Consider the following 20,370-nt stretch of genomic DNA (forward strand, 5'->3'; position numbering starts at 1 on the left):
CACGGCCCGGCGAGCACAACGAAGTGTTTGGAGTAGATATGACAACCCCTACCTCGGCCAGCCCCGCCGACACCATCGCTGCCCCGCCACGGCTGCCCCTATACAGACGAGCCGCATTCGGGCTGGGCGACTTCGCCGGACAGCTCGTGTGGACCACAGTCACCAGCTACCTAGCGGTGTTCTACACCGAAACGGTCGGCCTCGGTGCCGGCGTCGTTGCGCTGCTGTTGCTTGTGACGCGCGTGGTCGATGCGCTCATCGATCCGCTGGTCGGTGCCCTCGCCGAGCGCACGCGATCCCGGTACGGGCGATTCCGCCCTTGGCTCCTGTACGGCATCGTGCCGCTCGGCATCACCTTCGTGCTGACCTTCACCGCACCGTTCCCCGGTTCGAGCGCCAGCGCTGTGGTCTGGGCGGCGGTGACCTACGGCATCCTTGGCATCCTGTACTCAGTTGTCAACGTCCCCTACGGTGCGCTCCCGGCCGTCATGACCGAATCTGCGACCGACCGCGTCTCGCTCAACTCGTTCCGAATGATCGGCACGAACGCCGCGAACGTGCTTCTGTCGCTGCTGACTCTCCCCGTGATCGTGTTCTTCAGTGGGGCCGGCGATGGACGGACACAGACCGTCGGGGGCTACACGCTAACCGCGACCGTCTTCGCGGTCCTCTCGGTGGGGCTCATGCTTGTCGTGTTCGCCACGTCCCGAGAGGTGATCACCCCCGTCAAGAAGGGGCCGGCACCGATCGCGGCTACGGCGCGAGCTATCTTCACGAACCGGCCACTGATGCTAAATCTCATCGGCACCTTCCTGGTCCTCACCGCGTTCTTCGGCCGGCTGGGCGTCGTCATCTTCTATGCCCTCTATAACGTCCAGAACTTCGCGCTCGTCCCCGTCCTGATGAGCACTCCGGCCATCGCCGCGATCATCGGCATCGTCGTCTTCACCCCGCTCGCTCGACGATTCGGCAAGCGCAACCTCTTGATCACGTCGCTGCTCGGGCAAAGTGTCTCGCTGTTCACGCTGTTCTTCGTCGGCTTCGACAACATCATGCTCGTTCTCGCGCTGTCCTTCGTCTACGGCCTTTCGACGTTCGGTACCCCCCTCGTGCTTGCGATGGTGCCGGACGCGGTCGACTACGGCGAGGAGCGATCCGGGATTCGAACCGACGGCAGCTCTTACGCCACGATCAGCTTCTCGACGAAGATCGCAAGCGCGGTGGGCGGCGGTGCCGGCGTAGCTCTAATCGGTGCGTTCGGCTTCGTGCCGAAAGCACAGCAGACGGCCGAGGCCATGAACGGCATCAACATTGCCGTCAACCTCGTTCCCGCCATCATCACCCTGCTTGCGATCGTGCCCTACCTCTTCTATAACCTCACCGAGTCCCGAGTGGCCGAGATCCGTGCACGACTGGACGCCCGCGGAGGCATCATCACCGACTCGGAAGAAGTGAACGAGCAGCAACTCTCTGCTGGAAAGAAGCACATGCAAAACAAGAAGGAGAAGCCATGACCTTTCAGGGCTATATGGTGCAGGCGGACAGCGCCACCACCGACGGCAGCACGCTGCGATACATCGTGCGGCTGCCGTGGTACCGCAGCCTCCCGCTCTCCGCAGTCGTGGTGCTCGCGGTCGAGATCGATGGCCGAGAGATTTCCGGGGATTTGATCCGACTGGAGGTAAACGGTGGCAGCTACCGCATCGAGGACCTGGCAGAACGGTGGGATGACATCTGGTTTGTCCAGGACGAAGCCACTGTCGCGATTACCGACTCGACGGCTGCCGCCCTGCACCACGCCGAGATCACCACTGTCATCGACCTGCGCAGCCCATACATCCTCATTGGCCCCGAACGCCCACTTGTCACCAACACCCGCTCCAGACAGGTGTTCGAAATCGCACAGAAGGTTCCGACTTCATGACTGCCACCGCGACCACCTCCCGAGCCCTTCCCGGTACCGACATCAAGCTCGGACTGACGCTCTACTCCCTCACGAACGAGTGGGTCACGGGGCAGTACTCGCTCGAATCCCTCATCGCCCGGGTCGCCGAGGCCGGGATCGGACCCGGGGTGGAAGTCGTCGGGTTCCAGACGATCCGCAACTACCCGGCCGTATCTGATGACTTCGTGCGCAGCTGGCGCGCACTGCTTGACCAATACGAGCTTGAGCCCTCCTGCCTGGCGGTCAATACCGACGTGGCACTCCGACGCGACCGGATGCTCACCGATGACGAGATCGTCGACTACCTCGCCCGGCAGATCGAGACTGCGCATCGATTGGGGTTCCCTACCGTGCGTACCCAAATGGGCGGCTCCACGGCCGTGCTCGAGCCCCTCCTGCGCCGCGTCGAGCAGTACGGCATCAAGCTCGGCATGGAAATTCACGCGCCCGAGGGGCCCAACACGCCGACCGTCATGCGGGTGCGTGAGGCCTACGAGCAGATCGACTCGCCACTGCTGGGGTTCATCCCGGACTTCAGCTCCACGATGCGCGGAGTACCCGCACCGGAGATCGACTACTTTGTGCGGCTCGGCCTACCCCGTGCAGCCGGGGACGAGCTCGAAACCATCTGGGCCGAATCCGGAAACCCCCAAGAGCGCTTCGGGCGATTCGCTGAGCTCGCTCGGTCGAAGGGCGCCTCCGATGAGGCACTCCGCGCCGTGCACACGGCATTCAGCATGCACGGCCACGAGCCCGTCGATTCGTGGCGCGAGATCATGCCGCAGATCGTGCACGTCCACGGTAAGTTCTACGACATCAACGCCGCGGGCGAGGAGCCGTCCATCGACATCCCCGCCATCATGCGCATCTTCGTCGAGGCAGGCTACGCCGGCTATTTCTCGTCCGAGTGGGAAGGGCACGCGTTCCGCGACGTCGGCGAGGTCGATCCGATCGCGCTGATCCAGGGGCAGCACCGTCTGATTGTCTCCGCAGTTCGGGACGCGGTCGCGGACCGTTAACCGCGATCGACCGCGATCGCTCCACCGCCCTTCGCGGCCATCTGCGGCGGAAGGGCCGGGAACAGGCCGCATCCCCCGCGGGCAGGTGAACCGCTGGCAATTTGGCCTGGCGACGCCGGGCTCCCCGTAACCGCGCGTCCAAGGCTCGCTCCGCCGCAATGGCTCGGAGCGGGTCGTCCGCAAGGACGTACGTCCGAATGATGCTCCAGGACAGACATCGAGAGCCACTCTCCGTCAGACCATCACTATCACCCCCTACCTTTTGCAGACAATCCGCAGAAGATAGCTATGCTGGCGGCCGACCCGCCCGTCAGGGTGGGGTGGTCTGACCCGATAAGCCCCCTTTGAAGGAACCGCCGAGAGCCTGTGGATGACCAGGCTGGCTGAAAGGATCTCCCATGCGTTCACCACGAGTAGCCATTCTTGGCACGGGCATGATCGCGGCCGTGCACGCCCGCTCCGCTCGAACCGCTGGAGCGGAAGTGCTCGGTGTACTTGGTCGCAACCCGCAGCGCTCACAGCAGGCCGCTGACCAGCTCGGCGTCCCCCGAGGCTACGGCTCCCTCCAACAGGTCATCGACGACACTCCTGATGTCGTGCACATCTGTACGCCAAACGACCAGCATCATCCTCAGGCCCTCGCGGTCATTCGCGCTGGCATCAACGTCATCTGCGAAAAGCCACTCGCCGTGACTGCCGATCAAGCCTCCGAACTCCTAGAGGCAGCTCAGCGCGCAGGCGTAGTCGCAACCGTCCCGTTCGTGTACCGATTCCACCCCCTGATCCGCGAGATCCGCTCCCGAATCCAGAGCGGCTCACTCGGCCGGGTGCTTACCATCCACGGTTCTTACCTACAGGACTGGATGCGCGACCAAGAGTCCTCCAGCTGGCGTGTAGACGTCGCTTCCGGCGGCGCGTCCCGGGCATTCGCGGACATCGGATCTCATTGGTGCGACCTCGTGGAGTTCGTCACGGGAGAGCAGCTCAGCGCCGTCGCTGCGACCACCGACATCGCCTACCCCACACGCCCAGTTCCGGATGGACCGTCCTTCTCCAAGGCAGAGGGTGTCGAGCACGAGGGAGAAACTCAGCAGCGGATGAAGGTTGCGACGGAGGATATAGCCGTTGCGACGTTCAAGACCGCTTCAGGGCGTCTTGCCAACGTTGTGGTGTCGCAGGTCGCATCGGGTCGAAAGAATCGGCTCTGGTTCGAGGTTGACGGCACCCTTGGAAGCGCGGTGTTCGACCAGGAAAACCCAGAACAAGCCTGGTTCGGCACGGAAACAGGTGCCAGCATCGTGGTTCGGGACCCTTCACAGGGCTCTCCCGATCAGAGCAGGCTCGCTATTGTTCCCGCCGGGCATCCGCAGGGCTACCTCGACGCGTTCGCTGCCTTCGTCGCGGACACGTATGCCGCAGTCCGCGGGGAGAGCCCCGAGGGGCTCCCCACATTCGTTGACGGTACCCGTTCAGCTCGCATCGTCGATGCCGTCGTTGCCAGCGCGTCCGCCGCCGCTGTCTCGGAAAACAACTGGAAGGACATTCAATGAAACTCGGGATGCTGACCGCATGCCTACCGGGATGGTCGCTCGACCGGATCTCCACGTTCGCCGCCGATCAAGGGTACGAGCGGCTCGAGGTTGCGGTGTGGCCGGGCATCGGCGGACGCGACTTCGAGGCCGCGCACCTGCCCGTCGCGACCTTCACAGACGAGGACGCCGCCACGACCCTGGCACTCCTCGACCGGGCCGGTCTAGAAATCAGCGCGCTTGCGTACTATGAGAACAATCTGCACCAGGACCTCGCGCGCCGCGAGCAGATCCGAACGCACCTCAAGCACGCCGTCGACACCGCTCAGACCCTGGGGATCCCGTACGTCGGCACGTTTATCGGCCGCGACAACACGAAGTCCGTGCGTGAGAACATGCGCGAAGGCAACCGGGTCCTACCCGAGCTGGTCGATTACGCCGGGGAACGTGGCGTGCGGCTCATTATCGAGAACTGCGTCATGGAGGGCTGGCACCCCGACGGGTACCCCGGCAATATCGCATACTCCCCTGAGCTCTGGGACTGGGTGACCGGTCTCGGCTTCGGGCTGAACTGGGACCCGTCGCACCTCACTTGGATCGGAATCGACCCGGTCGAGACGATCCTGCCGTTCGCCGAGCACATCGTGCACGCGCAGGCAAAGGACCTCGAGCTATTCCCCCGGAAGCGGAACCAGTACGGGTTCTTCGGCCTCGTTGACAAGGGCGATGACCCGTGGGACATGGGGTGGTGGCGCTTCCGGGTGCCGGGGCGTGGCGTCGTTGACTGGCCGCACGTCATCGACCGCCTCTACGAGGCAGGGTTCACCGGCACCCTGTCCGTCGAGCACGAAGACCCGCTGTGGGGCGGCACTGACGACAAGATTCTCGAAGGCCTGCGCATCGCGCATCGCACTCTCCGCCCCCTCATCGCGGAGGAACGATAAACACAAGGAGGCACTCCGCCTCTTACGCTCTTACGCGTTGCTTTCGCTGCAGCGCAGAAGGGCAACGAGGGCCGCCAATCTCGCCGTTCCATGCCGCGAGCATCCGACGGCATCAGCGCCGGCAGCGCGTCTCGCGCGTTGGGGTTGTTGACGAGCGGAGAAGCCCGACCATCATTGCGGTCTCGGCCTCCCTTGCGCGATCCCGCGCCACCTCCAGCTGCCAGAGCGCGCCCATGCCGTGGTGGTGCGGTACAGCAGATGCTGGATTCTCGCCTCATTAAGGGGTCGGGGCAAACGCTCCGTCAAGCTCCGGCCACGGGAACTATTGCACATCGACGGCACAGGCAGGGGAGAGGCTACTCCAGCTTGGCCTGGCGCAGGTACTGGTAGACAGTCGCCCTGCTGGTCCCGTAGTCACGGGCAAGAACGGCTTTCGGGACACCGTTACCGGCGCGCCGAACTAGGTCTGCCGCCCGCTCCGGGGCGAGGGTCTTTTCCGCCCTCTCTAGGCGCCGCGCTGCTTGGCCAGGGCGATGCCCTCCCGCTGTCGTTCCCGGATGAGCGAGCGTTCGAATTCAGCGAAGGCATCCATGACGGAGAGCATGAGGTTGGCCATGGGGGAGTCCTCGCCGGTGAAGACCCGGCTCTCCTTGACGAACTCCACCCGCCGGCCCTTGCGGGTGAGTCCCTGGACAAGAGCACGCAGGTCATCGAGGTTCCGGGCGAGCCGTTCCATGCTGTGCACAAACCATCGTATGAAGATCCGGTCCAGAACCTGGCGTTCGAGCTGGCGTTTCTCGTTCTGGTCCAGCATGCTCACGCGCGCATACCCGATCCGCTGTCCAGTCACCGGTGCCTCCACCCTCATCCTTTCAGGTTGAGTTCTAGGCCCCTCTCAGCCCACGGCCACGAGGATCACCATGCACTGGCTGTGGATGGTGGCGGGGCCGGAATTAAGCGCAATGCCCCGTCCGCTGAGGGCGGACGGGGCATTGCAGTTTCACCCGAGGTTGAATGCGCGGGGGCTAGCCGGCGCGGCGGGTGTAGACGATGTCCGGCTGGCCCGGCAGTTCCATGCCTTCACCGATGTAGAAGCCCGGGTGCGGCGGCTGGTTGTAGGAGATGTTCTCCCGGGCCACAGACAGGCGGTACACCGGATCGTGCATGAGTGTCCGCAGGCGGACATCGGTGCCGGCTGTGGTGGTGTAGATCCGCAATTCCGTGCTGTCTGCTGACGGCCAGGCAATCTCTTCCCGCCAGTCACCGAGGAGGTCGGCCTGGATGGCAGGGTTGCCCTTGGTGCTGTTGTTGGTTTTTGCCCCGGTCGCGGTCAGCAACCGGTCGCTGGATTCGGTCTCCCAGTTCCACTTGGCGATGCTGGGCGTGCCTGTGTTGGTGGCAGCGTTCCAGTCATGGTCCACGATCTCGCGCAGCAGGTCGCCGTCCCACCAGGCCAGGAAGTTGGCTGCAGGGATCTTGTTGGCGATCAGTTCGCCCTTAGCCGAGCGGAGCTCACCAACGGGGGAGTTCCACGCCGCGTCGCCGCCGATGGCCCAGCCTTCGGCACCCGGGTGGCGGGGGTCGATGTCTCCGGCAGCAGCGCGTCCGGTGTCCTTGGTGGCCGGGATGCTCCAGAGCACTTCACCTGTCCGTGAATCCCGGAACGTAGCGCCCTTGTTGCCGCTTGAGCCCATGTCCTCGTGGGCGGCGAAGGTCTCCAGTCCTGGGCGGGACGGATCAAGGTCACTGGTGTGGATGGCGTCGCCGTGGCCGAGGCCGGTGGTGTACAGCGGCTTGCCGTTGTCGTCGATGGTCATGGACCCGAAGACGAACTCGTCCTTGCCGTCGGCGTCCACGTCAGCCACGGAGAGGTTGTGGTTGCCCTGGCCCCGGTACTGGGCACCGGCGGTGTCGGAATCGAAGATCCAGCGCTTGATGATCTTGCCATCCACCAGGTCGTAGGTGGCCAGCACCGTGCGGGTGTAGTAGCCGCGGCTGAACATCATGGAGGGCCGCTCGCCGTCGAGGTAAGCCACGGCGCCGAGGAAGCGGTCCACGCGGTTTCCGTAGGTATCGCCCCAGGCTCCAACGTCCCCCCGGGGCGGGTCGTAGGCCACGGTGTCCATCACGGTGCCGGTGGCACCGTGGAAGACCGTGAGGAACTCCGGTCCCGTGAGCACGTAGCCGCTGCTGTTGCGGTAGTCAGCTCCGGCGTTACCGATGACGGTTCCGGCACCATCACGCGTGCCGTCCGCGGTCTTCATGGCAACCTCGGCCTTGCCGTCGCCGTCGAAGTCGTACGCCAGGAGCTGGGTGTAGTGGGCGCCGGCACGGATGTTCGGGCCCATGTTGATCCGCCAGAGCTTGGTGCCGTCCATGCGGTAGGCGTCCACGTAGACGGTCCCGGTGTAGCCTGCCTGTGAGTTGTCCCTGGAATTGGACGGGGACCACATCTGGATGACTTCGTAGGTCCCGTCGCCGTCCAGGTCCGCCACGCTGGAGTCACCTGCGGAGTAGCTGTAGGGCTGGCCGTCCTTGGTGTAGTCGTCTGCAGGCTTGTCCAGCTTGACTGCCAGATAGTCCTGCGCCAGCGGGGTGAACTCACCGGTCAGCTGGTCCCCGCCGTTGCCGACGCTCTTAATGACGTAGCGGGAAGCCGCTGTGCCTGATGAGTCCAGGAAGGTAGTGCTGTTCCGGATCGGCTCTTCGGTGAGCTGGACGCCGTCGCGGATGACATGGAACCCGATCTGTTCGGGGTCCAGGCCCAGCATGCGCCAGCCCACCCGTACGCCCTGGTCGGTCAGCAGGGCCACGGGGGCGCGGTCCAGCTGCTCCATCTGCCGGTTAATAACGGTGACCTTCTCTGTTCCCACCACGGGGGAGGGCACGGATTCGCCGCCCTTGTTCACGGTGGTGACCCGGTAGTAGTACTTGATGGTGGTCAGCACGGTGTAGTCGGTGTAGTTCACTTCGCCGGCGCGGCCCACGTATTCGAAGGGGCCCTCGGGCGAGGTGGAGCGGTAGATTTGGTAGGCGGCGGCATCGGCCACCTTCTGCCATTTCAGGGTCACGCTGGTCTTTTCCACGGCCTTGACGTCCACCTTGAGGGGCGCGGCGGGAACCGGGGTGTTGGGATCTACCAGGGCGGTCTCGACGGTGTTGGAGGGAACGGATTCCAGGCCGGTGCTGTCCAGCGCCGTGACGAAGTACTTGTACGTCAGGCCGGCAAAGGCAGTGGTGTCCTGGAAAGATGGTGCCGTGACGTTTTCGGCCACCAGCGAAGGCTCGGCCTCAAACGATGCCTGGCGGAACACCTTGTAGCCGGCGGCGTCCGTCACGGGGTCCCAGGCAAGGTCGACCACTGGAGGTTCGGCGGCTGCATTAACGGCCGTGGTGTGCAGGTTGGTGGGTCCCACCAGCAGGGGGGTGACCTCCAGGCCGTTGAGCCGCTGGCCGGAACCGCTGATGGTCAGGTTCAGCTGCCCGTCGGAGACCAGGACCTGGTTGATGATTTTGGTGGCGGAGGAGGACCGGCCGGAGGAGACCTGGCCGTAGGGGGTGCCCTCGGCGGCAACATCGGTGCGGGTGGAGCCGATCCAGTCGCTGTGGTACGTCTTCAGCGCATAGGTGCCGTTGGGCACGTCCAGCTTGAACTCGAAGCTGGAGCTGCTCAGGACGAAGTCGCGCAGGAGATTGGTGGTCACGGCGCCCCGGTCCCGGTCGCTGAGTACCGCGGTGTCCTTGAAGCCGAAGCCGCGCTCAGGGGTGTAGGCCATGGTCCGGTTGACTTCGGTGTAGCCGGGCTCGAGAGGCGCCCCTACGGGCCCAAAGTCGAACTTGTACTTCGCCTGCTTCGTGGTCACCGCCAGGGTGTCGCTGGGCTCGGAGAGTCCCTTGCCGTTCATGGCAGCCACCCGAACACTGTAGGCGGTACCTTCGGCGAGACCGCCCAGGTTGGCGGTGGGGACAGTTGAGGTGGTGGTCAGCGTGAAGGCGCTGTCCGGCTCGGAGGCCAGCTTGCGGTACACCTTGTAGATGTCCGCACCCTCAACGGGCTGCCACTTCAACAGTGCGCCGGCGTTGGAGACGCTGCCGGCCACGAGTCCCTGCGGTTTGGCCGGAACGGACGACGGCGGTGCGATTTCCTTGACCCGTGATGCCAGCGGGACGCTGAGCTGCTTCACGCCTTCGGCGACCAGCCGTGCGATCTGGATGGCGCCGTATTCCTGGAAGTGGGTGTTGTCCACGGTTCCGGTGGGACGGTTGGGGTAGACGCCTGCATCAACATGGAGGAACACCGATTTTGTGTCTTCCGGGCCGATGGCATCGTAGTAGGCGCGGCTGGAGGCCGAAAGGTCCACCAGCCCCACGTTTTCCTCAGCGGCGAGTTCGTGCACCTTGGCGACGTACTCAGGGAAGCTGACCCGGAACTTGCCGGTTGATTCGTCGAAGTCGCGGCGGCCTACGGGCGTGACCAGGACGGGTACGGCACCGCGCTGGCGGGCGCCGTGGACGTAGGTCCGCAGGTATTCCTTATAGTCAGCGGGTGAGGCGTAGCGGTCGTCCACCCCGACGGTGGCGTCGTTGTGGCCGAACTGGACCATCAGGTAGTCACCGGGGTTAATCACGCGCAGGATCTCATCCAGCCGGCCCTGGCTGATGAAGTTCTTGGAACTGCGGCCGCCGATGGCGTGGTTCTTGAAGGAGACCCGGTCATCGAAGTACCGGTCGATCATCTGGCCCCAGCCGGCCTGCGGGACGTATCCGGCGTCGTAGGTCTGGACGGTGGAGTCGCCGGCGAGGTAGACGCCGGGGTCCGCGGTTGCCGTGCGGGGAGCCCGGGCGGCGATCACCAGGGAGTTGATCTTCGCAGCTGTTCCGCTGAAGTCCAGGTTAAGCTGGCCGTCCACCAGGGAGATGGGGAATTCCATTTCAAGGTACTGGCCGGCAGGCTTGTCGGTGGCCTGTACCTTGGCCATCTTCTCTGCAGTAATGGCGATGTTGGTCGCCTCGGTGGCGTCGCCGGCGATGAGCTTGACGGTGTAATCGCCGTTGGGCAGGTCCACCAGGAAGCTGCTGTCCTGGGCCTGCACGAAGTCGGACCGCAAGGGGTCACCGGTGCCGCGGTCGGCCCCCGAGGTGACAGCGGTATCAGTGAAGCCGAACTTTGCCGCGGCGGAGTACTGGGTGCCTGCTTCAATGCGGGTGTAGCCTTCGGCCGTGGCACCGGGGCCGAAGTCGAATTTGAATCCGCTTCCCACCGGCGGCAGGGCGGTGTCGGCATGGACCGCCGGCAGCCCGGTGAAGGCGATGGCAGCGGAAGCCACCGCGGCGGTGACCGCCTTGGTGCCTCTGGCCAGCCTGCGGCCTGGCGGCGGCGCTTCCTTCGACAACGGGGGCACTTGCGGGGGTATATGCACGGACATCTCCTTCGATGAACTCTGGCAAGACGATACCCAGGCGGGGATCTGGAACGATTCAAAACGAGGCCGCCGGACAGCGGATGTCGATTTTGGTGGGTTCCGGGTTGGACCGTGGATTGAAGCGAGACCTGGGTGGGGTGATGCGACCCTGTAAGGTTTATCAGCCCCGAGCCCATGCTGGCAACCGTTTTCCCAACTTTCCCGGGAGTTTTTGGTATTGAATGTTCCTGCTTGTTCGGCCGAAAAATCCGTACTGGGGGAGCTCTTCACACTGGCATGGGCGGGGTGTGTACCGGTTAAACAGCGACGGCGGATGCGCACCGAAGTGCCCATCCGCCGTCGTGTGTTTTGCCGGCTTGCGCCGGAATTATTTCCCTAGAAACTGCTGAGGATGCCGGTGTCTTGAGGCGCGCTGGTCAGGTAGGTGAACTCATCCATTCCTTGGTCCTGCAAATTTTGAACGACGAGCTTCGCCAGGACAGTGGCCCCATCCCGATTGAAGTGCAGCCAGTCACCCGTGGTGTAAAGGGACGCGGTCTCGACCGGGCCGATCGAAGTGAAGTAGGCGGAACTGAGCACGTTGAGATCCACGAGGTCAACACCCTGCTCCTCCGCCAAGGCAATCATGGCCGGCCGGTACATGGCCTGCTCGGCATTGTGCACAGGAGTTCCATTTTCATCCGTCGTCCAGGAGATTGATCGCCCCTGCGCAGTCACGAGGACGACTGTCGCTCCGGTGCTCTTCACCGCCGACACGGTCTGACGCATGTAATCCTGGAATTGAGCCGCTGAATAAGCCTTCTCGTCGTTAATCCCCATCTCGAGAAGGAAGTAGTCGCCAGGTTTGGCGTACTTCAGAATCGTATCGAGCGATCCTCCTTGGAGGAATCCCTTGGCAATCTGCCCCGCGGAGGCCATGTTGCGGACGTTGAGAACGTCTGGATTCACAAGCTCCGGCACAATCTGACCCCAGCCGACCATTTCGTCGGCATCTTTGGGATAGTAGTTCGTGACCGTTGAGTCACCTCCAAGCCAGACCGTCGCGGGCAACTGTGGATCCTTAGAGACGTGGGTGATGACCATCGCCGACAGCGTGTGCGCCGCATTCTGACCCGGGACGACCGAAAGGTTTAGTTGCCCGTCGGTTATGGGTATGAGAAAGGAATCCTGGGCGTTAACACCTGTCAGATTCAGAAGTTGATATACGCCTTCAGCCGCCACACTCGATCTGTTCGTATCTCCCAACATAACCTGGACGCGGTAGAGACCTTTGGGTAGGTCCACATTGAAGGTGTTCGGGCTGGCCGGTGCGGACTTCAAGAACCGGACAGCAGTCGCTCCCACCCCTGAGCCGGTCGCCGAGACATCAGTCATGTCTTGCGGCGTGTTGAACCCGTACCCTGTCGCGGAATCATATGCATCGGCAGCACTCACGTTGGTGTAGCCGGACACCTCCGGGCCTGCGCCGAAGTTGAACTTCGTAGCTACGGCCGCGGCTTCTACCTTGCCCTGTTGTTGGCCGGGTTGCACTGCCGAGGCCTGGCCGGTGCCCATGATCGGCCCTAAGAACGCTGCGACCGCCAAACCCACGAGGAGTATCTTGGCCTTCGCTGGGATGTGTCCGAGTTGCGTTACCGATTTCATCTTGTCTTCCCTTTCAAGCGTTTTCCGATCGCTTTGTCCGCTACCACGACCTGACCACTGATGCCGGCGGGAACCGCCACAGGGTCACCAGTGTGGAGTCGGTGTTCATGCACCTCTTTGGTCGTCAGGACTCGCGTCCCTTTAGAGTCCCTGCCTCTTCAGGTCCTCTGCGACCAGCCGGGCCAGCTCAGCGGCGCCCGCGCGGTTGGGGTGGAGCGAGTCACCGGTCATGTAGAGGGCAAGGGTGGCCTCCGGGCCAATCTCGGTGAAGTACGCCGAAGCCAGGACGTTCAGGTCTACTAACGGGATGTTCTCTTCCGAGGCCAGTGCCACGGTGGAGTTCCGGTACCAGCGGTTCACTGAGGTGTGGACCCCTTCGGCGTTGAAGTCCGTAGCGCGGCCCTGCGGGGTGACCAGCACCGGCGTTGCTCCGGTAGCTGCCACTTGCTGGACCATGTCCCGCATGATCTCCTTGAACTCGGCCTCAGTGGTGGCATTCTTGGCGGCGGTGTCGTTGATGCCCATTTCCAGCAGGAAGAGGTCGCCCGGCTTGATGTACTGCAGCACGGCCTCGAGCTGGCCGTCGTTTCGGAAGCCCCGGGCGATCTGGCCGCCGGTGGCCATGTTCCGGATATCAAAGGCTTCCGGGTCAACGTACTGCGGCAGCATCTGGCCCCAGCCTCCCTGGACACTGGATTCGAGCGGGTAGTAGCTGGCCACGGTGGAGTCCCCGCCCACCCAGATGGTGGGGTCCATTTCCGGGTGGCGAGAGACCTTCTCAATCTCCAGGGCGCTCAGGGTGAAGGCGGTGCCCACTTTGCCTTCGGTTACCAACAGGTTCAGCTGGCCGTCCGTCACCGGTATCTCGAAGGAGTCCTTGGCGCCGTTCCCGGTGAGGTTCATCGCCTGGTAAACGCCCTCAGCGGCGATGCTCGCGCGGGAGGTGTCGCCCAGGGTGACGGACACCTTGTACAGGCCCTCCTTGAGGTCCACGTTGAACGTGTTGGCGCTCTTGGTGCCGAATTGCAGGAAGCGCACGGCGTCGCTTCCCGCGCCGGCCCCCTTGGCGGGGACGTTCACCATGTGCTCGGGGGTGTTGAAGCCGTAACGCTTCTCCGGGCTGTAGGTGTCGACGGCGCTGACGCCGATGTAACCTTCTTCCACCGGTCCGTTGCCGAAATCGAACCTGTAGTTGCTGGGTTCCGCATTGGCTGCGGGGGCCGCCAGGCTCACGCCCAAGCCACTCAAGAGCATGACTGCGGCCATGCCCCCGGCAAGGGTTTTCTTGGACTTGCTAGTTGAATGCTTAGCACTACCGAGCACGTTCATCTCCTTTGATAACGCGTGGAACTGCAACCACAACGCCGGGCTTGTATCGTTTCAAAAAGCCGCGCAAATGCGGATTCTGTTGAAATGAGGCATTCGCGGGTGCCGGATAGTTCCGACCTCTCGCGCTACAGCATTTGTAACAGCCATCAACGCAAGCGGTCAAGAGACTCTGGTAGATTTCTGTCTCTTTTGTTTCTGAATGTGAGCACATATGCCTGGCCGTAAACTCGCTGCAGCGCCAACTGGGGCTGGGCCGGTATCAGACTGCGCGGACGATGTTGCATAACTGCGTCGTGCCTGCGCTAGGCGGGCAGCCAGACGGTCTGCGACGAGCTCGTTGAAGTCGCCAATTCCGCTCCCCTGGAAGGGTTAATTTCGGTTTCTCAATGGCCGTATAGTGGGTGGGTTTCTCCCCTGGGACTACCAACAGGCTGCGTCCGACTTGGTTGTCTATGCCCGCCGGGTGCTAGATATCGATACTGGAGGAGAGCAAATTCTCGAATCCCTTAATCCTCCACGCGGGAGCGTTGCATGCGCCTTAGTGGGCCATTGACGGCTATGCAAGGCCCCATTACACTTTTTGAATCGGTTCAAGCCATCCCACGCATAGATGGAATGAAAGTCGAGCAGCTGAATCGAACGGCCCCACTTCCCGGTTCGAACACACACGGCCAAGCTCTGGCCACAAGGCCTGAGGCATAGACTGCAGATGATTCCTCAAGGCAGGGCGCAACGAAGCGGAGCCGGAAGGAAGGTAAAACCCTTGGTGATCTCGAGGTTTGCTCATGCGAGCAGCACTCCGTAGGGCATTCGCTTGCCTAGGGATGCGACGCATCACTTGGTCAATTGTTTTATCGGTGAGCCTTCTTGCCGTCCTTCATCTACAGAGTGTGGCGACACCCACAGCGCTCTATCAGGTCGACCGGAAAGTCCACGACGCCGGCGCCTCCGGCATTGCCGCTGCGCCCTACGACGAGGACATTGCGGCGGCCAACAAACTGGGATCGACGACGCTGCCCTCGGGCAGCCCCCTAGGCTCAATACCGTTTCTTGCGGACTCCCCGCAGGAATATCTGGGAGCGCTCTGCTGGAGCCACCAGCCCTGGATGTCATCGTTTTTTAGTGGCAGGCATATGTCCGACACCCAGTTAAACAATGCTTCCAGCATTATCGACGCCGCTGTGAGAGCCGCGCTGCCCGATGAGGCTCAAGTGCTCGGCGTGCAAGCCGCACTCGGTGAGTCTTCACTTGAGAACCTGGATCATGGGGATGCTGCAGGACCCGACTCTAGGGGACTCTTCCAGCAACGCGACAACGGTGCGTGGGGATCATTGAGCGACCGCATGGACCCATCTGTCAGTGCAACTCACTTCTTCATGGCACTCAGAAACGTCGACGGATGGGAACAACTCCCGCCCAGTGCTGCCATCCATCAAGTACAACGGAACCAAGACCCGGAGCACTATACAAAATTCCGCCAGCAGGCACTGAAAATTGTCGACATTCTGAAGGCTCAGACCACTGGGGGCCTCAATCCGCACAACCGTGCCTGCGGCCCAGCCAGGACACAACAGACCCAGGTTTCGCTGGGAGCCCTCTTGCAGCGACCCGCAGCAGGGACGCTGATGTCTCCGCTGGCGAATCTCAAGGAGACCTCCCCGTTCGGACACCGATCCAGCCCAATCACGGGAACAGCCGGGGAATTCCATACGGGGCAAGACTATGCGGGCAGCTGCGGCACCCCTGTCCACGCCGCAGACGAGGGAACAGTCCGAGAGGTCGGTTGGCACCCGTGGGGAGGAGGAAACAGGGTAGAAATCGACCACGGCAACGGCCTGGTGACGACCTACAACCATCTACAGGGGATCGCTGTAAGCAAGGGGCAAAAAGTCGACGCCGCAGAAATCATTGCAACAGTCGGCACAACTGGCTCCTCTACCGGCTGCCACCTTCACTTTGAAACCATACTCAACGGCCAGCATACGGACCCACACAAGTGGCGGCTCGTCCCGCTGTGGGCAAAATCCTCCGTCGGCGCGCTCACGCTGACAAGCTACGCTCCAGGATCAGCAGCCGGGCAGTCCACCGCACCGCCTATTTGGTCACTGCCGACTGTGCGCACCTCACAGCCAGTCCCTCCCACCGCTGCCGCGTCCTGGCAGGCGCCGACCGCCACGCCGGGTCATACCCCCGGACCAACGCCGGCACCTAGCCCCGAGCCAACCCCGACATCTGCTCCCACCCCTGAACCAACACCGACGCCTACCCCCGAGCCGTCACAGACCGCCGAGCCGGAACCAACACCGACGCCTGCCCCGGAGCCGTCACAGACCGCCGCACCGGAGCCAGAGCCGGCAGTTCTTCCTGAGCCCACGCCCACCGCCGAACCGGAACCAACACCGACGCCGCCCGCCGGGTCAACAGCGACGGCCGAGCCGGAACCTATTCCTACTGCCTAGCCAATGTCGTGTGTCCTTACCGGGCACTCCCCCGCCCATTTCGCCGCGCCGATAATAAAGATTCTGTAAACCTGGAGTTCGATGACAGGGGAGAGGTCTCGGTCTCCGGGCAAGAATGCGGCCTGAAAGAATGGCCTGCATGGAGAACGGTAACGCCGCCATGGGTGCGAAACCAGAGTCGATGCTGGAGGTTCGGGTGGAGCTGGTTGACAGCGAGCCGAAAATCTGGCGCCAGCTCGAGGTCCGCGGCTCCCTGACGCTGGACCAGGTGCACCAGGTCCTGCAAGCGGCATTCGGGTGGGAAGACATGCACCTGCACAGGTTCACAGCCGATGACCCCTTCGCGCCACTGCGGCCGGTGAACGGTGAAGTTCCGGAAGCCCTGCAGTGGCTTCCACGGCGGGAGTGTGACGAACCGGGCGAGAGGCCGGAGGAAGATTTCTCCCTTGAACAGTTGCTGGCGCTGGGCGCCGGAGCAGCGTTTTATGAATACGACTTCGGTGACAACTGGCTGCACCGGCTCGAGCTGGTCACGCAGAGTCCCGCGAACGAAGGCACCCCGCCGGCCAGTGTGATCGATGGTGCCCGTCGCGGCCCATTGGAAGACTCCGGAGGATTTCCAGGGTACGAAGAGATCCTGGAGGCGCTGGCCGACCCGGCCCATCCGGACCACGCTGAGTACTCAGAATGGGTGGCAGAAATTACCGGTTCGGCTGAACCTTTTGACCCCGCCTTCCTCGACATCCCGGCACTGAACCAAGCGTTGATCGCCCAAGTTCAAGTGCGTGAATAGCAAGCGAAAAGCCCCACCGCGATACCGGAATGCAACCCCTTCTGGGGCCGCTCTCCCGGCCATTTTCGAACGCCGATAACTGACCTTATGTAAAGCTAGCGCCGATAGGGGCTCACTCGTGGTGGGCCGTGACGATGCCGTTCGCTCGCTACGCGCTGTGTGAGGCCCCGGACTCTGTAGTCGCACTGTTCGGATCCGTCCCTAAAGGCGTATGCGAACCTTTGGCTCATGCCGCATCCGTGTGATGAGTTCAGCCGGAAGAATGCCAAGACAAGGGCGAACTGTATAGACTCACTGGTTTCTAAATTATCCAGAGGTCATAGCTACGATTGCACGCAGCTATTGCAAGACGGTCACCCTACCGCGACGTCCTGTCTGTGCGTTGTGATGCAGACGAACCGGAGGTCCGAGGACGGAAAGCAAACACGTCACTCCCGTCTCGTGAGGTGCCGCCGTTACCGCTCGACCCTTCAGTCTGCCGCCGTTCTTTCTCGACTTGTAATGCCTTAGCACGAAGCTGACGGACGAGCTCACGCGAATGTTTGCGATCTGTGCTCATTGGACACCTCCCTTCGTTTCAATACTGCCATCATCTTCAGTATCCATACTCTCGAGAGCATCAGCAACGGCAAAAGCGATGTCAGTGTCTTCTTGGCCGGCCCAAGGATGTCCGACCAAGCCGATCATACTCACCACCCCGACATCTCTAGTCTTGGGGTCAAGTGCTCTTTCTGTCGCCCAAGTGAATCGGTCCCACCACTGAGCACGGAGGTCCGCCTTCTCACGTTGCAGGCGGTCCTGTTCGGCAGCGTGGTCACGCTGCTGGCGGTCTTGTTCAGCAGCTTGTTCACGTTGTTCGCGGTCTCTCAACGCATTCTGCCCGGCTCGATGACTGCTGTATGCGGCTGCACCAAATGCTACTCCAGCAGCCGCTAATGCCATGACCCCGCCGAAACCGGCAGAGGTGAAAAAAGCTCGCCAAAAGTCGTTGTCCAAGACAAAGGGCGGGAAAAGACGGCCTAGAACTGCTCCTGCTAATAGGCCACTCGCCAAACTCAGCAAGATAACGCATCGTTTCGAAACCCAAAATGCCTGGATCTTTTCTTTCTTGGTGGGTACATGCACTGCGCCAACACTGGACGCCTCAGGGGTTCCCGCTGGGTCTGGATCTGTGGTCATTCTGCCGTGCCTTCAGTTAACGCTGTACAGGTCTTAGCCACCAGCGTGGGCGCCGATGGGACCGGGGTGGACCTGAGTAGAGCTGCTTGAGTTTTTATAACATCTACCTATTCGGGGCTTCTCGGCCTAACCGCCACGCGGGACAAGTTACGTTCGAGACCTCCGCGTTCCAGGCTCCTCCCCTTGTTCACTTGCTTGGCTATATTCGACGTCTTAGCAAGCGACAGTTTTTGCGCGACGGCGGCCGTCGCCGGTGTGCCTGGTGCTTTGCTTGGTGACCAGCAAGACAAGGTAAGCGAGATGCAGCCGCCCACCCGTTCGCGGCGCCATTGAAATCACAACAGGAAAGCCGATTGATGGTCGCTGACCTGATGCCTACAACCGGAGGCCGTGAGAAGGCAAAGCGTCAGCAATCTCCTACTTGGCTAGCATCAGATCATGCATAACGATGCCACATCCCCCGACTACGCCAGTGTCCGGGCGATTGCTCTCGACGCCAATGTTTTTAAGAGCGCTCCCGGGATCAGTGCGCTTAGCTCCCTTGCTGAGCGCGCAGATACACACGGTCGCGTTGAAATCTGGATAGCGGACACAGTCATTTGGGAATGGGGGCAGCATTTGCACGAAACGCACGTCGCGTTAAGGGTAGCCGCCAAGAAGTTGCGGGCTGCAGGCCTATGGGCGAAGGATCCTGGAGACCTTTCGGCACATGATGTCGCCGGCCAGCTTTTGGACCGAATCAGGGGGCTGGGGCGAAGCGTACGAGTGGTAGACACTTCCCCGTTTGCGCACGAGGCGCTAAGAGACCAGATCCTGCTAGAGGGGCCGGGCAAGCGCAAAGGAGACGTGAAGACTGGAGCAGCCGACAGCGCTCATCTCAGGGCGTATCACGCACAAGCGTCTTTCCAAGAAATAAGTTACCTCCTGGTTTCGGCTGACGGAGACGCTCTAACGGCCCACGAGCGATGGGGACATGAAACACCGCCCAGCATCATGAAAAGCCTGACAAGAGCGGCCGAGGCTGTCTTTCATTCTGTACCAAGTAACGCTGCGGGCGTGCAGTTGGCGCTTAGCGTGGCGTTGGACGCATCTTCCCTCCTAAAAGACGTGAGTATAGGTGGCGCGGAGCTCGGATATGCCCTTGACCACGCCCCCGAAGATGGCCTGTCGATGGAGGTGAATGCCGAGGCCGCTAGGTTCGTAGGTCTGGTTCATACCAAACAAGATCCAACCGCCGTAACGTTTACCGCTCTGTATCTTGCCGACGTGAAAGTTGTTGGGGCAGCGTTCAATTGGAATCCTGTGCCGCAAGAAGTGACCGTTAGCAACGCCTTGCTGCGTGTTCAAGTTTCCATCCCCCAGGGCTCCGCATCTTCTAAGGACGCGGTGGTAATCAATTGCGACATGACGGCTCCGGTCGCCGGACCGTGGAATGCGCCGCGAGAGGCACTGGATGATATTTGGACCGCTCTGTCCTCGATACCCGGAGTTGCCGGCGTTACGGACGGCGGCTGGCCAAGCGCAGAGGACCTGTCGCTTCTTTCCAAAGTCACCCTCGGGATCGGGGGTGAGGAGTTGACCCTGGATCTGATGGGTTCTGGATTTCACGCGTGGGAGCTCAGGTGCACGTACCGCGGGCAAGAACAGCATTTACTCTGTTACGAGGCGGGTGAGGGCTACGCTGACTCCGAAAATGGCACTGTCACTGTGCCCTTCTACGGGATAGCCGTATTGGGAACGCCGGAATGGTCCGAACACGCTGAGTATGGGCTCAACGAGTTCATCTTTCGAGTAGGCATCCCGGGGCTGACTCAGTAAACGGAGTGGCAGGCGCTTAGGAAGTGACTCCTAGGGTTCAAGTCCGCCTCGTTCGAGTATTTTCTTGGGCGTCAGTGTGCGGCCGTTTTCGAGGTTTCGACCAGCGGTGGTTCTTGAGCAACGGCGGCCGTGGCAAATGTGTGCCCGAGAGGTTTCACACTCCCCTGCCTGGTTACACCTGGTTTCCGTGAGCGCTGATAGCCCAGTATGTAAAGCTGGCGCCGAGAGAGGCTCGCAGGGGCTCGTGTTTAGCATAATTGAATGGCACATCCCCAGGCCTGACCTCAG

Annotated in this window: 12 protein-coding genes and 1 pseudogene; 8 read left to right on the plus strand and 5 right to left on the minus strand. The window is 62.1% G+C overall.

What is annotated here, in order from left to right:
* Positions 1-38: 38 nt before the first annotated feature.
* The 5 genes from FDW83_RS09020 to FDW83_RS09040 all read left to right on the plus strand — a co-directional run bounded on the left by FDW83_RS09020 (position 39) and on the right by FDW83_RS09040 (position 5,437).
* On the plus strand, positions 39-1,514 hold the full coding sequence (locus tag FDW83_RS09020; RefSeq protein WP_138137640.1) for an MFS transporter: 1,476 nt from the start codon (positions 39-41) through the stop codon (positions 1,512-1,514).
* Positions 1,511-1,924, plus strand: a complete 414-nt coding sequence (locus FDW83_RS09025; RefSeq protein ID WP_138137642.1) for a DUF6379 domain-containing protein — start codon at positions 1,511-1,513, stop codon at positions 1,922-1,924. Before FDW83_RS09020 ends, FDW83_RS09025 begins: the two co-directional genes overlap by 4 nt.
* A complete protein-coding gene (locus tag FDW83_RS09030) occupies positions 1,921-2,964 on the plus strand; it encodes a sugar phosphate isomerase/epimerase (protein WP_138137644.1) in 1,044 nt (347 codons plus the stop codon). Before FDW83_RS09025 ends, FDW83_RS09030 begins: the two co-directional genes overlap by 4 nt.
* 434 nt (positions 2,965-3,398) lie before the next feature.
* Complete coding sequence (locus FDW83_RS09035; protein WP_240720940.1) at positions 3,399-4,514, plus strand: Gfo/Idh/MocA family protein; 1,116 nt, start codon at positions 3,399-3,401, stop codon at positions 4,512-4,514.
* Positions 4,511-5,437, plus strand: a complete 927-nt coding sequence (locus tag FDW83_RS09040) for a sugar phosphate isomerase/epimerase (RefSeq protein ID WP_138137648.1) — start codon at positions 4,511-4,513, stop codon at positions 5,435-5,437. The genes FDW83_RS09035 and FDW83_RS09040 overlap by 4 nt, the downstream gene beginning before the upstream one ends.
* Positions 5,438-5,793: 356 nt before the next feature.
* On the opposite strand, the pseudogene FDW83_RS09045 reads toward FDW83_RS09040, so the two are convergent.
* The 4 genes and pseudogenes from FDW83_RS09045 to FDW83_RS09060 all read right to left on the minus strand — a co-directional run bounded on the left by FDW83_RS09045 (position 5,794) and on the right by FDW83_RS09060 (position 13,770).
* Positions 5,794-6,287: pseudogene (locus FDW83_RS09045) on the minus strand (recombinase family protein).
* Positions 6,288-6,462: 175 nt separating this feature from the next.
* Positions 6,463-10,857, minus strand: a complete 4,395-nt coding sequence (locus tag FDW83_RS19700; RefSeq protein ID WP_138137650.1) for a fibronectin type III domain-containing protein — start codon at positions 10,855-10,857, stop codon at positions 6,463-6,465.
* Positions 10,858-11,235: 378 nt separating this feature from the next.
* Positions 11,236-12,504 (minus strand): rhamnogalacturonan acetylesterase, encoded by a 1,269-nt coding sequence (locus FDW83_RS09055; protein WP_138137652.1) that lies wholly within the window; start codon positions 12,502-12,504, stop codon positions 11,236-11,238.
* A gap of 141 nt (positions 12,505-12,645) precedes the next feature.
* The gene (locus FDW83_RS09060) at positions 12,646-13,770 is read right to left on the minus strand and encodes a rhamnogalacturonan acetylesterase (protein WP_138137654.1); all 1,125 of its coding nucleotides are present in this window, start codon (positions 13,768-13,770) and stop codon (positions 12,646-12,648) included.
* 887 nt (positions 13,771-14,657) lie between these two features.
* Between FDW83_RS09060 and FDW83_RS09065 the strand changes: the two genes are divergently transcribed.
* Positions 14,658-16,292 (plus strand): M23 family metallopeptidase, encoded by a 1,635-nt coding sequence (locus FDW83_RS09065; protein WP_171027507.1) that lies wholly within the window; start codon positions 14,658-14,660, stop codon positions 16,290-16,292.
* A 139-nt stretch (positions 16,293-16,431) separates the two neighbouring features.
* Positions 16,432-17,085 carry a plasmid pRiA4b ORF-3 family protein gene (locus tag FDW83_RS09070; RefSeq protein ID WP_240720923.1) on the plus strand — a complete coding sequence of 218 codons (654 nt, stop codon included), beginning with the start codon at positions 16,432-16,434 and terminating at the stop codon, positions 17,083-17,085.
* Between the two features lie 555 nt (positions 17,086-17,640).
* On the opposite strand, the gene FDW83_RS09075 is transcribed toward FDW83_RS09070, so the two are convergent.
* Positions 17,641-18,264, minus strand: a complete 624-nt coding sequence (locus FDW83_RS09075; RefSeq protein WP_138137660.1) for a hypothetical protein — start codon at positions 18,262-18,264, stop codon at positions 17,641-17,643.
* 438 nt (positions 18,265-18,702) lie between these two features.
* Here FDW83_RS09075 and FDW83_RS09080 point away from each other — a divergent pair, with 438 nt between their 5' ends.
* The gene (locus FDW83_RS09080; RefSeq protein ID WP_138137662.1) at positions 18,703-20,082 is read left to right on the plus strand and encodes a hypothetical protein; all 1,380 of its coding nucleotides are present in this window, start codon (positions 18,703-18,705) and stop codon (positions 20,080-20,082) included.
* Positions 20,083-20,370 lie beyond the last annotated feature (288 nt).

Origin of the sequence: Pseudarthrobacter sp. NamE2, assembly GCF_005796205.1 — a bacterium.
In the GTDB taxonomy this organism is placed as follows: Bacteria; Actinomycetota; Actinomycetes; order Actinomycetales; family Micrococcaceae; genus Arthrobacter.